General features: G+C 65.3%; 12 protein-coding genes. 5 read left to right on the top strand and 7 right to left on the bottom strand.

Features of this window, described 5'->3' with window-relative positions; genetic code table 11:
* Window positions 1-96 precede the first annotated feature (96 nt).
* Window positions 97-2010, top strand: a complete 1914-nt coding sequence (gene gyrB, locus EKH81_RS18500; protein ID WP_132061333.1) for a DNA topoisomerase (ATP-hydrolyzing) subunit B — start codon at window positions 97-99, stop codon at window positions 2008-2010.
* Window position 2011: 1 nt separating this feature from the next.
* Window positions 2012-4513: a DNA gyrase subunit A gene (gene gyrA, locus EKH81_RS18495; protein WP_132061330.1), complete on the top strand. Its 2502-nt coding sequence runs from the start codon at window positions 2012-2014 to the stop codon at window positions 4511-4513.
* 18 nt (window positions 4514-4531) lie between these two features.
* Here the strand turns inward: gyrA and EKH81_RS18490 are convergent, their stop codons facing one another.
* The 5 genes from EKH81_RS18490 to EKH81_RS18470 form a co-directional block, all read right to left on the bottom strand.
* A complete protein-coding gene (locus EKH81_RS18490) occupies window positions 4532-5200 on the bottom strand; it encodes an HAD family hydrolase (RefSeq protein WP_132061327.1) in 669 nt (222 codons plus the stop codon).
* A 78-nt stretch (window positions 5201-5278) separates the two neighbouring features.
* Window positions 5279-7633, bottom strand: coding sequence for a PAS domain-containing protein (locus EKH81_RS18485; RefSeq protein WP_132061324.1), 2355 nt, complete (start codon window positions 7631-7633; stop codon window positions 5279-5281).
* Window positions 7634-7698: 65 nt separating this feature from the next.
* Window positions 7699-8619: an arginase gene (gene rocF / locus EKH81_RS18480; RefSeq protein ID WP_132061321.1), complete on the bottom strand. Its 921-nt coding sequence runs from the start codon at window positions 8617-8619 to the stop codon at window positions 7699-7701.
* A gap of 71 nt (window positions 8620-8690) precedes the next feature.
* Window positions 8691-9029, bottom strand: coding sequence for a DUF7410 domain-containing protein (locus EKH81_RS18475; protein ID WP_238392262.1), 339 nt, complete (start codon window positions 9027-9029; stop codon window positions 8691-8693).
* A 13-nt stretch (window positions 9030-9042) separates the two neighbouring features.
* Complete coding sequence (locus EKH81_RS18470; RefSeq protein ID WP_238392261.1) at window positions 9043-10425, bottom strand: hypothetical protein; 1383 nt, start codon at window positions 10423-10425, stop codon at window positions 9043-9045.
* A 118-nt stretch (window positions 10426-10543) separates the two neighbouring features.
* Here EKH81_RS18470 and EKH81_RS19695 point away from each other — a divergent pair, with 118 nt between their 5' ends.
* On the top strand, window positions 10544-10870 hold the full coding sequence (locus EKH81_RS19695; protein ID WP_238392260.1) for a hypothetical protein: 327 nt from the start codon (window positions 10544-10546) through the stop codon (window positions 10868-10870).
* Here EKH81_RS19695 and EKH81_RS18460 read toward each other — a convergent pair whose 3' ends face one another.
* Entirely contained in the window at window positions 10871-11134 is a 264-nt protein-coding gene (locus tag EKH81_RS18460; protein WP_132061318.1) for an MTH865 family protein, read from the bottom strand. It lies immediately after the preceding gene.
* A gap of 114 nt (window positions 11135-11248) precedes the next feature.
* Here EKH81_RS18460 and EKH81_RS18455 point away from each other — a divergent pair, with 114 nt between their 5' ends.
* Together EKH81_RS18455 and EKH81_RS18450 are read left to right on the top strand one after the other, a co-directional pair.
* On the top strand, window positions 11249-12346 hold the full coding sequence (locus EKH81_RS18455) for a M42 family metallopeptidase (RefSeq protein WP_132061315.1): 1098 nt from the start codon (window positions 11249-11251) through the stop codon (window positions 12344-12346).
* A 263-nt stretch (window positions 12347-12609) separates the two neighbouring features.
* The gene (locus EKH81_RS18450) at window positions 12610-13164 is read left to right on the top strand and encodes a plastocyanin/azurin family copper-binding protein (protein WP_132061312.1); all 555 of its coding nucleotides are present in this window, start codon (window positions 12610-12612) and stop codon (window positions 13162-13164) included.
* Window positions 13165-13172: 8 nt separating this feature from the next.
* On the opposite strand, the gene EKH81_RS18445 is transcribed toward EKH81_RS18450, so the two are convergent.
* Window positions 13173-13703: a type II toxin-antitoxin system RatA family toxin gene (locus tag EKH81_RS18445; protein ID WP_132061309.1), complete on the bottom strand. Its 531-nt coding sequence runs from the start codon at window positions 13701-13703 to the stop codon at window positions 13173-13175.
* Between the last annotated feature and the right edge of the window lie 390 nt (window positions 13704-14093).

The raw sequence follows: 14093 nt of genomic DNA, 5'->3' as shown, positions 1-14093 counted from the left end.
GTGAGTAATCGGAGCGTTACCCATCACTCCGCAGATGTCGCGCGCGCGTGTGCGAGGGATTTATCCGTACCGGACTGCTACACTGATTCAGGTTTTATGAGTCAAGAAAGTGAATACGGGGCCGGGCAGATACAGGTCCTCGAAGGACTCCAAGCGGTCCGAAAGCGCCCGGCGATGTATATCGGCTCTACCGACGCGCGAGGGTTGCATCACCTCGTGTTCGAGGTGGTTGACAACTCTATCGACGAGGCACTCGCGGGCTACTGTGATTCGATTGACGTAACGATTCACGACGACGGCTCGGTGGCCATCGCCGACGACGGCCGGGGCATCCCGGTCGATACGCACGACGAGTACGACAAGCCCGCGGTCGAGGTGATTCTGACTGTCCTCCACGCTGGCGGGAAGTTCGACAACAAGTCGTATCAGGTGTCGGGCGGCCTCCACGGCGTCGGCGTGAGCGTCGTCAACGCGCTCGCCTCCACGCTCGAAGTCGAAGTCAAGCGCAACGGCGCGGTGTGGCGCCAGACGTTCGAGCGCGGCGAACCCGCCGGGAAGTTAGAGCGAGTCCGGGACCTCGACTCCGACGAGGGCACCGGCACGACGATTCGGTTCTGGCCCGACGAGGAAATCTTCGAGACGACCGACTTCACGTACTCGACGCTCGAAACGCGACTCCGCGAACTCGCGTTCCTCAACTCCGGAGTCGAAATCCGTCTCACCGACGACCGCGACGGTTCGTCGAGCACGTTCAAGTACGACGGCGGCATCCGGGAGTTCGTCGAGTACCTCAACGAGACGAAGTCGCCGCTCCACCGCGACGTCATCTACTTCGAGGACGAAGCCGACGGGATTCAGGTCGAGGTGGCGATGCAGGCGACCGACGAACTCCAAGGGTCGCTCCACGCGTTCGCCAACAACATCAACACCCGCGAGGGCGGTACCCACCTCACCGGGTTCAAGACCGCGCTGACCCGAATTGTCAACGACTACGCCAACGACAACGGCCTGCTCAACGACTTGGACGAGAATCTCAAGGGCGAGGACGTGCGCGAGGGCCTCACCGCGGTTATCTCGGTCAAGCACCCCGACCCCCAGTTCGAGGGCCAGACCAAGACCAAACTCGGCAACAGCGAGGTCCGTGGCATCGTGGAGTCGGCGGTCCACGAGGGACTCGCGACCTTCTTCGAGGAGAATCCGCAGACCGCTGAGTCCGTCATCTCGAAGGCTGTCGAGGCCGCGAAGGCCCGGAAGGCCGCCAAGAAGGCAGAAGAGCTGACCCGCCGGAAGAGCGCGCTCGAATCGACCGCGCTCCCCGGAAAGCTGGCCGACTGCCAGTCTCGGGACCCCAAAGAGGCCGAACTGTTCGTCGTCGAGGGCGATTCGGCCGGCGGAAGCGCTAAACAGGCCCGTGACCGGAAGTTCCAGGCCATCCTCCCGCTGTTCGGGAAGGTGCTCAACGTCGAGAAACACCGGCTCGACCGGGTGCTGGAGAACGACAAGATTCGGAACTTCATCACCGCCATCGGCACGGGCGTCGGCGACGAGTTCGACATCGAGGACGCGCGCTACCACAAAGTCGTCCTGATGACCGACGCCGACGTCGACGGCGCACACATCCGGACGCTGTATCTCACGCTCCTGTACCGATACATGCGGCCGCTGTTGGAGGCGGGCTACGTCTACGCCGCCCAACCGCCGCTCTACCGGATTCGCTACCGGGGCGAGACGTACGACGCCATGACCGAGGCCGAGCGCGAGCGAATCATCGAGGAGAAGTGCGACGGCAACCCCTCGCAGGTCCAGCGGTTCAAGGGCCTCGGCGAGATGAACCCCGAACAGCTCTGGGAGACCACGATGAACCCCGAGAATCGGATTCTGAAACAGATTACCATCGAGGACGCCGCCGCGGCCGACAAGATGTTCTCGGTGCTGATGGGCGACGCCGTCGAACCGCGAAAGCAGTTCATCAAAGACCACGCGGCCGAAGCCGACTGGGTTGACATCTGATATGAGTACGGACACACCAGACCTCCCCGACGAGGTCGCAGAGCGAGTACAGAACGTCCGCGTCGAGGACGAGATGGAACAGAGCTACATCGACTACGCGATGTCGGTCATCGCGGGTCGCGCGCTTCCGGACGTGCGCGACGGCCTGAAGCCGGTCCACCGGCGCATCCTCTACGCGATGCACCGGTCGGGCATCACCAGCGGCTCGGGCCACCGCAAGTGTTCGAACATCGTGGGTGACACGATGGGCGACTTCCACCCCCACGGCGACCAGTCCATCTACGACGCGCTCGCCCGGATGGCCCAGGACTTCTCGATGCGCTACCCGCTCGTGGACGGGCAGGGCAACTTCGGAAGCGTGGACGGCGACCCGCCGGCCGCGATGCGGTACACCGAGGCCCGGATGGACTCCATCGCCGAGGAACTGCTCGCCGACATCGACATGGACACCGTCGATTGGCAGTCGAACTACGACGACCGGCTTCAGGAGCCAACGGTGCTTCCGTCGGCGTTCCCGAACCTCCTCGTCAACGGCTCGTCGGGCATCGCGGTCGGGATGAGTACGAACATCCCGCCGCACAATCTCGGCGAGGTCATCGACGCCACGGTCGAACTCATCGAGAACCCCGACGCGACCATCGAGGACCTGATGGACCACGTCAAGGGGCCGGACTTCCCGACCGGCGCGAATATCGTCGGCCGGAACGCGGTTCACGCCGCGTACAAGACGGGTCGGGGCCGCATCCGAGTCCGCGCGGAGTTCGAAGTCGAGGAGCGAGAGAGCGGGAGCGACCGCATCATCATCACGGAACTCCCGTTCCAGACGAACAAGGCCCGGATGATAGAGAAAATCGCCGACTCGGTGAACGAGGGCACCATCGAGGGCATCCGGGACCTCCGCGACGAGTCCGACCGCGACGGCATCCGCATCGTGGTCGAACTCAAGCAGAACGCGATGGCCGAGGTCGTCAAAAATCAGTTGCTCGAACGCTACCTCGAAAAGACGTTCGGCGTCATTAACCTCGCGCTGGTGGACGGCCAACCGCAGGTCCTCACGCTCAAGGAGACGCTCGTCCACTACCTCGACCACCGAAAGGAGGTCGTCCGCCGCCGGAGCCAGTACGAACTCGGCGAGGCCGAGGACCGCGCCCACATCCTCGAAGGGCGGCTCACGGCGCTCGAAAACGCCGACGACGTGGTGGACATCATCCAGGACGCCGAGGACCGCGACGAGGCGAAAGCCGAGTTGCGGGCGGCCTACGACTTCTCCGAGGAGCAGGTCGAGCACATCGTCCGGATGCAGTTGGGGAGCCTCACGTCGATGGAGGCCGCCGAAATCGAGGACGAGTACGACGACGTGACCGCCCGAATCGAGCGCCTCGAAACCATTCTCGGCGACGAGTCCGAACTCCTCTCGGTCATCAAGGAGGAACTCCTCGAAGTCAAAGACGAGTACGCCGACGACCGGCGAACGTCGTTCATCGAGAACACCGACGAGGTGACTCGTGAGGACCTCATCCCCGAGGAGGACGTGGTCGTGGTCGTGACCGAGCAGGACTACGTCAAGCGGATGCCGGTCGCGCAGTTCGACGCGCAAAATCGCGGCGGCAAGGGCATCATCGGCGGCGACATCAAGGAGGGCGACCGGGTGTCGAAGGTGTTCCGGGCGAACTCCCACGACTACCTGCTCTGTTTCACGAATCAGGGGCAGGTCTACCGACTCAAGACGTACGAAGTCCCCGAGATGTCCCGAACCGCCCGGGGCAAGTCCGCCGTCAATCTGCTCGACTTGGACGACGGCGAGGAGATTACCGCGGTCGTCAACACCGACGACTTCGAGGACGACGAGTGTCTGAGCATGGTGACCCGACGCGGGATGGTCAATCGGACAGATGCGAGCGACTTCGACAACATCCTCTCGACCGGTATCATCGCCGCCAGATTGGAAGACGGCGACGAACTCGTGGACGTTGAGGTGACTGACGGTACCACGGACCTCATCATCGCGACCCAAAACGGCATGGCGATTCGGTTCGACGAGTCGGAAGTGACCGCGACGGGTCGGCGGACCAAGGGAGTCAACGGCGTGAAACTCCGGGACGATGACGCAGTCGCCGGAATGGTTGCAGCGACCGACGACGACGACCGCGACCTGTTGACAGTCACCCAGAACGGCTACGGCAAGCGAACCTCGCTCTCGGAGTACCGGCCGCAGTCGCGCTACGGGTACGGACTCGTGGACATCAAAACTGACGGTCGGAACGGCTCGGTCACGTCGGTCGAAGCGGTCGCACCCGACGACCACCTCGTCATCATGAGCGCCGACGGCCAGATTATGCGGATTCGGGCGGCGGACATCTCTGAAGTCGGCCGGAACACGATGGGCGTGACGGTGATGGACCTCGAAGGCGACGACACCGTCGCGAGCGTGGACGTGATTCCGAGCGCGGTCGCGCGGAGCGAGACCGCCGAAGAAGACGAACTCGAAGCGACGGACGACTGATTCGCCGCCCGCTGTTTTTCACTTTTCGCGGTTTGCGATTTCCGCCACGCTCCAGAGGTCGGCCACTTCGTAGGTGGGTTCGACCGAGAACGTCAGGTCTTCGCGATGGTCTCGCCGGACGAACGCCGAATCGAGTCCGGCGCGTCGGGCGGCCTCCACGTCGCTCTCGCTGTCGCCGACGTAGAGCGCAGATTCGGCTCCGAGGTCGGCGAGCGCGCGTTCGAGGTAGTGGGGGTTCGGCTTCTTCCGGCGAACGCTCTCGACCGAGAGTTCCCGCCCGTAGTGGGTGTCGAACAGGTCGCCGAACTCGAAGAAGTCGAGGATGAACTCGATGGTGGCGTGCTGATTCGAACTCACGACGCCGAAGTCGTGGTCGAGGTCGGCGAGCGCCGCCACGTCGGCATAGCTGCTCCTGTTTCCGTCCCGAAACGCTTCCTGTTGGGCGCGCGAGGCGTGGCGGTCGCGGGCCGTCCAGAAGTCGGTCGGGTCGATGTCGTAGGCTCCGCAGACCTCCCGGAGGAGGTCGGGGGTCACGCCGTACATCACGTCCTCGACGTGGCCGCGGTCGGGGTCGGCGACCCCGACCGCTCGGAATGCCGACCGCGCGGCCTCCCGAAGTCGCTCGGAGGACGGAGGCTCGACCAGCACGCCGTCGTTGTCGAACAGTATCGCGTCGTAGTCGGTCACAGTCGAGATGGCTCGCGAGGACCTCTTGAGACCGTCGGTTTCCGGCGCGGTCTCGACCGCGCCGGAAACCGAGTTCTCTCAGGGGCGTTCGACGCCAGTTATCTCGAACTGTGCGCCGCCGGTCGGCGAGTCGGTCACCAAAATCGTCCAGCCGTGGGCGTCGCAGATTCGCTCGACGATGCTGAGGCCGAGTCCGGTGCCGTCGGCGTCGGACGAGTAGCCCGCGGCGAACACCTCGGACTTCTCCTCGTCAGGGATGCCACGACCGTCGTCTGAGACCGCGAATCCGGATTCGAGGTCCGAGACCGTTACGGTTACATCGGAGCCATGCTCCACGGCGTCTTCGCACATCGTGCGATTGCTCGTTGAACCGTGTTCGACGGCGTTCGTGAACAGATTTTCGAGCAACTGTTGGAGGCGGTCGCGGTCGGCCTCGACCGACCCGGTCGCGGCGACGTCGAGGGTCGCGCCGTCGGTCTCGATGGTGGTCCACGCGTCTTCGGCCACGTCGGCGACGCTCACGTCGGTCGTCTCGCTGACGTCCTCGCCCTGACGAGCGAGCGAGAGGAGCGTGTCGATGAGACCCTCGATGCGGTCGAGCGCGGTCTCGACGGTTTCGAGTCGGTCGTGCTCGACCGACTCCATCGCGAGGTCGAGGTTCCCCTGCGCGACGTTGAGGGGGTTTCGGAGGTCGTGAGAGACGACCGACGTGAACTCGTCGAGACGCTGATTCTTGCGTTCGAGTCGTCGCTGTGCGCTCTGCTGTTCGAACTCGTGGCTCACCCAGTTGGTCAGGAGTTCGACGAACGCCCGCTCGGAGTCGGTGAACGGTTCGTCCCGCGGTTCAGTGTCCGCGAAACACAGGGTTCCGTACCGCTCGCCGTCCACGGTGACCGTTCCGCCGAGGTAGCATTCGAGTCCGAGCAGGTCGTAGGCCGGGTCGTCGTCCCACTCCCCCGCACCCGCGTGTTCGACGGCGAGCAGACCGTCGGCGTCGATGGTTTTGCGACAGTACGTGCGAGAGAGCGGGGTTGACTCGCCGCGCCGGAGGTGTTCGTGCCCGCCGTGAGATTCGACGACGACCTGCGTTTCGTCGTCGATTCGGGTCAGGTAGCCGACCGACAATCCCAGTCGCTCGCACCCGACGACGAGGGTCCGGCGGAGTCGCTCCTCGAAGGTCGATTCGGAGTCCGACGCGACACGGTACAGTTCTCGGAGCGCGACCTCGCTCGACCGGAGTTCCTGTTCGAGTCGCTTGCGGTCGGTGACGTCGCGTTGGAAGCCGAGGAAGTGACTGACGGATTCGCCGTCGAAGACCGGCGAAATCGACACGTGATTCCAGAACGGCGTGCCGTCCTTTCGGTAGTTCAGGACGTCCACCGTCACCGGTCGCTCGTCCCGGATGGCCTCGCGCATCGCGGCGACCGGCGCGTCCTCGGTTTCCGGTCCCTGGAGGAGTCGGCAGTTCCGGCCGAGCACCTCGTCTGCGGGGTAGCCGGTCACGCGCTCGAACCCGCGGTTGGCGTACACTATCGGGTCGTCGTCCTGCGTCGGGTCGGCTATCGTGACGCCGATTTCGGCCTCGTCGAGCGCCCGGTTCTTGAGCCGGAGTTCCGCTTCGTTGGCCACGGTCTCGGAGATGTCCTGTATCGTGCCTCGGAGTCGGTCGGTCTCGCCGTCGGGGGCTCGCCCGGTGGCTTCGCCGCGGACCCGGACCCACCGGGTCTCGTCGTCCGGGGTCACGATTCGGAGTTCGAGGTCGAACGACTCGCCCTCCCCGACGGCGCGCTCGACCGCCTCACGAATCGCGGGTCGGTCGTCGGGATGGTACTGTTCCATCGCGCTCTCGACCGTCGTCTCGAACGACGGCTCCACGCCGTAAATTCGGTACACCTCCCGGGTCCACCGGAGTCGCATCGTCGCGAGTTCGACCTCCCAGCCCCCCACGGACGCAATCTCCTGCGTTCGAGCGAGCAGGTCGTCGTGGCGTTCGAGTTCGTACTCGGTTCGGTGTTTTTCGACCGCGTCCCGGACTCGCTTGGCGAGGAGGGCGTACTGGTCGGTGCCGGTCTGCTTCTGGAGGTAGTCGGTCACGCCTGCCGAAATCGCCTTGCTCGCAATCTCCTCGGACCCCTGTCCGGTAAAGAGGACGAACGGGACTTCGACCCCGCGACCCTGGAGTTCGGCGAACAGTTCGAGACCGGTCGTCTCGGGCATCTCGTAGTCGCTGACGACGCAGTCGAAGCGCTCGGTTTCGAGTCGGTCGAGGGCTTCGCTGGCGTCGGCGACCGCGGTCACCGAAAGCGTGTCGCTTTCGCGCTCGACGAACTCCCCGACCATCTCCGCGAATCCGGGTTCGTCGTCGACGTGGAGGACGCGGATATCGTCGCGAATCGACAGCGACGGGTCGGTCGATGCGGAGCGACGTTCCATCGCGTACGTTCACAGACGGAGGGGTTATCGCTCTTTCGTCTCGGATACAGACGCTTTCGCCTCGGCTACAGAATCCGCTTGCCCAGTCCGCTCGCCGCGAGTTCGGTCGCCAGTTCCGCAGTCTCGTTGGACTCGTCGAGAATCGGGTTGACCTCCACGACTTCGAGCGACCGCAGAATGCCTTCGTCCTCGTCGCGTTCGGCGACCGTCTCGAGCGCGGAGTGGGCCTCCCGGTAGGAGACGCCGCCCCTGACCGGCGTGCCGACGCCGGGCGCTTCCTTGGGGTCGAGCCAGTCGAGGTCGAGGCTGACGTGAACGCCGTCCGTGCCGTCAGACGCCACGTCGAGGGCGTCCTCGGTGACTGCCCGAATACCCCGGTCATCGATGTCCGACATGGTGTAAGCGGTCACGTCGCTGTCGAGGAACGCCTCACGCTCGGTGTCGTCCAAGCTTCGAAGCCCGACGATGGCGACGTTCTCCTCGGCGAGCGAGGGGACGTTCGCCCACTCGGTGTCGGCGAAGTCGCCGATGCCGAGCGCGGCCGCCAACGGCATCCCGTGGACGTTCCCGCTCGGGGAGGTCACGGGCGTGTTCAGGTCGCCGTGGGCGTCGAACCAGATGGCACCGATGTCGGCGTCCCGGCCCGCCCCGCGCATGGTGCCGATGGCGATGGAGTGGTCGCCGCCGAGGACGAGCGGGAACGCCCCGGCGTCGATGGTGTCGGCCACCTCGTCAGCGAGTCGAGAGCACACGTCGGCGGTCTCGCGGAGGAACTTCGCGTTGCCCTCTGAGGGTTGGTCGGTGTCGGGGTCGCGCTCTTCGGCGCGGGGCACGAGGAGGTCGCCCGCGTCGGTCGGTTCGACGCCCGCGTTTTCGAGTTCGCGGGCCAGTCCCGCGTACCGAATCGCCGACGGTCCCATGTCCACGCCGCGTCGGTTCGCGCCGAGGTCCATCGGCGCACCGATAATTTGCACGTGCTCGTCCATGCGTCCGCGTTCGGAGGTCGGGGTTAAAGAAGGCGTGCTTTCGGTCCGCTACTAAGGAAACCGAACTCGCGCTATCGTAGCGCGCGAACTCGCTCGGGGACCGCGAACGCGAGGAGCGCCGCGCTGAAGGGATTCGTCGTGTAGTACGAGTAGACGAACAGGAAGCCGAAGTAGACGACGACCAGTATGCCGAGTATTTTGAGTCGGAACGTGCGGAGCGACTCGGTCTCGTCGGCGTACACCTCCCGGAACGTCTCGCGTTCGGGGTCCGAGAGGTCTTCCCAGTGGTCGAGGCCCTTGTGGAGCGCGAGCAGGTCCTCGGATTCGAGCGGGCGCTCGCAGTACGGGCACTCGGCGGGCGACTCGCCCGGCGGGACGCGCGTTTCGAGGGGAGCGGTGTCTGTGGTCATGGGAGTCGTGTGGTCAGACGAACGGCGGTGTCGCGTCGGGCGCGGCCACTATCCAGAGGCTCGTCATGGTGTAGAGCACCATCACGACGACGAAGGGGTACTGGCTCCGAACCGCCTGTAAGCGGCCGGGAAACACCTCGTAGGCGGTGGCGTGGGCGACCCACACCGCGAGCAGGTGTCCGAGCAGCACGAACGCCACCGCGAGGCTCCCGAACCATCCCGGGAGGACGATGAGGAGCGGATTCAGCGGCGGCGAAACCGGGTCGGCGAGCGCCGCGAACAGCGCGGGCGACAGCGAGATGAAGTAGCCCAGGAAGTGCGCGAGGTGGTAGCCAGCCGCGATGGGGAGCAGCGACGGCGCGAACCGCCGCCCGATTGCCTCGGGCGTGAGGTACGTATCGGCGGTGGTCCGGGAGTACCGGGCCGCGAGGCGGTAGGCCCCGAGGAACAGTCCGAATCCGACGAGCATCGCGGCGGGGTAGACCACGACCGACGGAACTCCGAGACCGACGACGCCGAGCGCGAACTCGCGCCAGAGCGGGGTCCCCACGAAGCCGTCGTACGTCGTGACCCACAGCAGGGCGACCACGAACGCCACTTCGTCGCGGCCGTCGGCGAGTCGAGGTTCAGTCAGCGCCGCGCCCGGCGGCCGGAGTTCGAATCCCGAGTCGGTTCGGTGAACCGGTGCGACTCGGCCGTAGTACCGGAACACCCGCGACACGGGATCCACGCGGGTGAACCACGCGTCCGGGCCGTAGACGAACGCGCCCGCGAGCGTGGCGACCGAGTAGCCCGCGACGACCGACGCCAGCAGGCCGGGTTCGTCGGCGAGCGGACTCACGACTTCGAGCCAGACGAGCGCGAGCAGGCCGACCACGCTCGGCCACACGCCGAACCGCTCGGGGTACTCCCGGTCGAGCGATGGGAGCCACTCCGCGATGGCTCGCCACGGATTCACGGCGGGCCAACTGTTGCCGAGGAGGTACACCGTCGCGACGTAGCCCGCCCACCAGCCGACCCACACCACCAGCACGGCGGCGTTCCGAAGCGGGTCGGTCGGGCCGCCGAACCCGATGGCGACGACGCCGACGAGCGCGATGACCGACGCGATTCGGGTCGCTCCGACGAGTCGGTCGAGCGAGACGCTCGCGACTCGTCGCCAGTCGTGGGCCGCCCGGATGAACGCCCGGTCGGTGACGAAGCTGGCGAGCAGGAACGACGCGCCGACGACACCGCCGCCGGTGAGCAAGAACAGCCACGTCGGAATCGACAGCGACCCCGACGCGGCCCGCAGACTCCCGCCGTGAGCGAGCGCGGTTCCGGCGAACAGCGTTCCCGCGAGCAGGGCGGTGCCCGCGAGCGCGAACCCGAGCGTTCGAACCGTCCGCGTTCTCATTGGTGGTGCTTGGGCGGGTTCGAACTTGGTGCTTCCGAATGGGTCTCGACCGTGGGGGGTTCGCCGGTGCCAGCATCGTTTTATGCAACGTGGTGGTACGGAGGACGGGGGAATTATCGTGGAACCACAAGACACACCGACTGGTCCCGGCGAGCGAGGAACGAGCGAACAGGCGACGGGCGAGCGCGGAATGGGTGAACCCGGAATGGGCGAACCCGGAATGAGTTCGGAGGGAATGGGCGAGCAGGCCGAGTCCCGACCGCAGGACATCGCCGAGATGGACATCACCGAACCGACCGTGACGTGGCTCGAAGTGTCCCATCCCCAGCAGCCGATTCCCATCGGGGAGAAAGACCGGGTGCTGGACAGTCACTTCAACGAACAGTACGACGTGTGGGAAGTGCTACTCGTAGCGCTTCCCGACGACGAAGAAGACGACGAGTAGCTACAGCATCTCCTTCTCTTTCAGTCCCTCGATGAGGTCGTCGACGAGCGCATCGACGCTATCGTAGGGGAAGTCCTGAGCGTCGGACATCTTCGTGGACAGTTCCATCGCGGTGAAGTTCACGTCGCCAGCCTCGAAGCGCGTGCCCGGTCCGTTCGGGAGCGCGGGAACGAGGTCCATCGGGTTGCTGACGGGGTAGTCCGCGCCCTCGAAGGCGTCTGTGAACTGCGAGCGAAGTTCGGCTTCGGTTTCGTTGTCTGCCATACCCATGTTGTGTATCGTTCTCGGCAAAAACGTTCCGGAACAACGAACAACTCGTTGTGGGTTTTTTGAGGGCGGATGACCGAATTTATAGCCTCCTGCTCGCAAATCGCTGGTATGGACTTCGATTTCGAGTTACTGCGCGAACTCACCGAGACGAGCGGCGTTCCGGGCTACGAGGACCGAATCCGAGACATCGTGCGCCGGGAGTTCGAGGGCACCGTCGATTCGGTTCACACCGACGCGATGGGCAACGTCGTGGGAACCGTCGAAGGCGCGAGCGACTACAGCGTTGCCGTCGCTGCTCACATGGACGAAATTGGATTTATGGTCCGACACATCACCGACGAGGGGTTCCTCGAACTCGACGCGCTCGGCGGGTGGGACGCCGACGTACTTCGCGCCCAGCGGGTCAGAGTTCACACCGAGGACGGGGTCTCCGAGCCACGCTCGGACGGCTCGGAAGACGAACGAAGTGAGTCTTCCGGCGACCTCACGGGCGTCATCGGGTCGATTCCGACGCACGCGCAGGACGACGACGAGGAGGGCCTCTCGGTCGAGGACGTGCACGTGGACCTCGGGCGACCCGCCGAGGAGGTCGAAGAGCGCGTCTCGGTCGGCGACCTCGTGAGCATGGACCAGACGACCGTTCGAGTCGGCGAGAACGTGACCGGCAAGGCGCTCGACGACCGGGTGTGTCTGTTCGCGATGCTCGAAGCCGCGAAGCGAATCGAGAACCCCGACGTGACGATTCACTTCTGCGCCACCGTACAGGAGGAAGTCGGCGTGCGCGGCGCGCCCGCGCTCGGCGTGGACCTCGACCCGGACCTCGCGGTCGCGCTTGACGTGACGGTCGCAAACGACATCCCCGCGGTCGAGAAGGAGGGCGAGTACGTGACGAGTCTCGGCGACGGCGCGGCGATAAAGCTCAAGGATTCGAGCGTCGTCACCACGCCGAAGGTCCACCGGCGGATGCGGTCGGTCGCCGAGGACCGAGACATCGCCCACCAGCTCGAAGTGCTCCCCTCGGGAGCCACCGACACCTCGGGATTCCAGAACACCCACGGCGCGAAGCCGGTGGGAGCCATCTCGATTCCGACCCGGTACCTCCACACCGTGACCGAAAGCGTCCACCACGCAGACGTGGAAGCCACCATCGACCTCCTGACCGCGTTCCTCGAAACCGAGACCGGCGACCACGACTACAGCTTATAAAAGAGCAAAGTTTCGCGCCAGGCCAATCTAGTAGCGCACCAGTAGTTCTACCGCGAGCGAGGGCGTAGCCCGAGCGAGCGGACCAAGGAACCTTCGAGTGAGGAGATACGGCGGCTTTGCCGCCGCATCGCCAAGTGAGGGGGTGACGAAGGTTTTTGATCAACCTTTTGCCGGCGACGGGCCGCGCTGTGCGCGGCCCGGAGCGCAGGAAAAGGTTGGGCTGTATCGAAAGTATAGAATACCCGCCGCCGCAATCGTAAGGTATGACGGACACGGAAGCCAGCGATTCGGTCACGCGGCGCGGATTCCTGCGAACCGCGACGGGGGCGGCGGCCGCCGCGGGCGCGGCCGGAACGGCCGCCGCGCAGGACGGCGGTGGCACCGAGGAGGTAACGGTCGGACCGGGCGGAAGCCTGGCCTACGACCCCGACAGCCTCGAAATCACGCCGGGAACCACGGTGGTGTGGGTGTGGGACTCGGACAATCACAACGTCGTGCCGAGCGAAGCGCCCGACGACTCGAGTTTCGAGGGAACCGAGGGCGGCGACGACGAGACGTACGACACCGGCCACGAGTACGAGCACACCTTCGAGACCGAAGGCGACTACGAGTACTACTGCACGCCCCACGAGACAGCGGGCATGACCGCCACCATCACGGTGTCGGCGGACGCCGGAGGCGGCGGTGAGAGCGCGGGTCCGGCCATCCCGAGCAGCGCGAAGACGCTCAGCGTCGCCACCACCGCGGCGATGGTGTTCACGCTGGGTCTCGCGTACTTCTTCCTGAAGTACGGCGGCGATTACGGCGACATCGAGTAGAATCTTTTTCAGACGTTTTCGGGCGCGTCGTGAAGCGTGAGTTCGACCGGGCGGGGTTCGCCTTCGAGGTCGGCGACGATGCGCTCGACTACTCGCTCGGCTTCCGTCAGCACGAGCGGTTTCACCTTCTCGACCACCCAGCCGAGCGAGACGAGACGCGGCAAGTCGAGCATGTCCGAACTCGCAGAGTCGGCGTCGAACCGGATGACCAGCCGAACCCGAGAGGCGGCCTCGCGGTCGTCGGGAGCCTCCTCGGGCGCGGGCTCGACCACCCACTGACCGTGTGCCTTGAGGTCCTTGACGAGTCGCCAATCGACGCGCTCGGGCGGGTCGAGCTCGGTCACTTCCGACCGGACGGTGTAGTTGAGCTTCCACCAACTCAGTCGGATGTCGTACTCGGTGCCGGGGCCGCCGTCGCCGTGGCGTTCGACGCCGTCGAGGTGCTTCGAGTAGCGTGCGTACCCCTCGAAATCCACGAGAAATTCGTAGGCCTCCTCGGGCGGCACGTAGACGACGGTGCTGACTTCGACGGTGTCCACGCCGGGTGATTCGAGTGAGCGCGGCGTAAATGTTCCGGCGAGCGGACGTTTTCGGAAGGGCACTTTGAGTCTGGCGGACGCGGTTTGTCCGCCGGTGGGTGAGTAACGACTGGAAGGAGTGAGCGAATCGGCTGGAGAGGCGTGTGGCCTGCGGTTGCGGTGCAGTTTTCAGAGGTGACGTGCGAGCAGGACGCTTCGGGTGAGAACACGAATTCGCGTACGAGCACCGAGAACACCGTCGCCTGCCGAGTCAGAGAGCCCGACCGTCTTTCCGGTGGTTTGGTTCACCGGCCGTCTTTCCGGTGGTTTGGTTCACCGGCCGTCTTTCCGGTGGTTTGGTTCACCGGCCGTCTTTCCGGTGGTTTGGTTCACCGGCCGTCTTTCCGGTGG

It is taken from the genome of Halorussus amylolyticus (assembly GCF_004143485.2).
In the GTDB taxonomy this organism is placed as follows: domain Archaea; phylum Halobacteriota; class Halobacteria; order Halobacteriales; family Haladaptataceae; genus Halorussus; species Halorussus amylolyticus.
The sequence above is the reverse complement of the archived record's forward strand: the minus strand, read 5'-3'. Positions and strand labels throughout refer to the sequence as shown.

What these genes read in the sequence shown, in the direction of transcription:
- gyrB (WP_132061333.1), top strand. Translation starts at nt 97, where the DNA reads ATGAGTCAAGAAAGTGAATACGGGGCCGGGCAGATACAGGTCCTCGAA.
- gyrA (WP_132061330.1), top strand. Translation starts at nt 2,012, where the DNA reads ATGAGTACGGACACACCAGACCTCCCCGACGAGGTCGCAGAGCGAGTA.
- EKH81_RS18485 (WP_132061324.1), bottom strand. Translation starts at nt 7,633, where the DNA reads ATGGAACGTCGCTCCGCATCGACCGACCCGTCGCTGTCGATTCGCGAC.
- rocF (WP_132061321.1), bottom strand. Translation starts at nt 8,619, where the DNA reads ATGGACGAGCACGTGCAAATTATCGGTGCGCCGATGGACCTCGGCGCG.
- EKH81_RS18475 (WP_238392262.1), bottom strand. Translation starts at nt 9,029, where the DNA reads ATGACCACAGACACCGCTCCCCTCGAAACGCGCGTCCCGCCGGGCGAG.
- EKH81_RS18470 (WP_238392261.1), bottom strand. Translation starts at nt 10,425, where the DNA reads ATGAGAACGCGGACGGTTCGAACGCTCGGGTTCGCGCTCGCGGGCACC.
- EKH81_RS18460 (WP_132061318.1), bottom strand. Translation starts at nt 11,134, where the DNA reads ATGGCAGACAACGAAACCGAAGCCGAACTTCGCTCGCAGTTCACAGAC.
- EKH81_RS18455 (WP_132061315.1), top strand. Translation starts at nt 11,249, where the DNA reads ATGGACTTCGATTTCGAGTTACTGCGCGAACTCACCGAGACGAGCGGC.
- EKH81_RS18450 (WP_132061312.1), top strand. Translation starts at nt 12,610, where the DNA reads ATGACGGACACGGAAGCCAGCGATTCGGTCACGCGGCGCGGATTCCTG.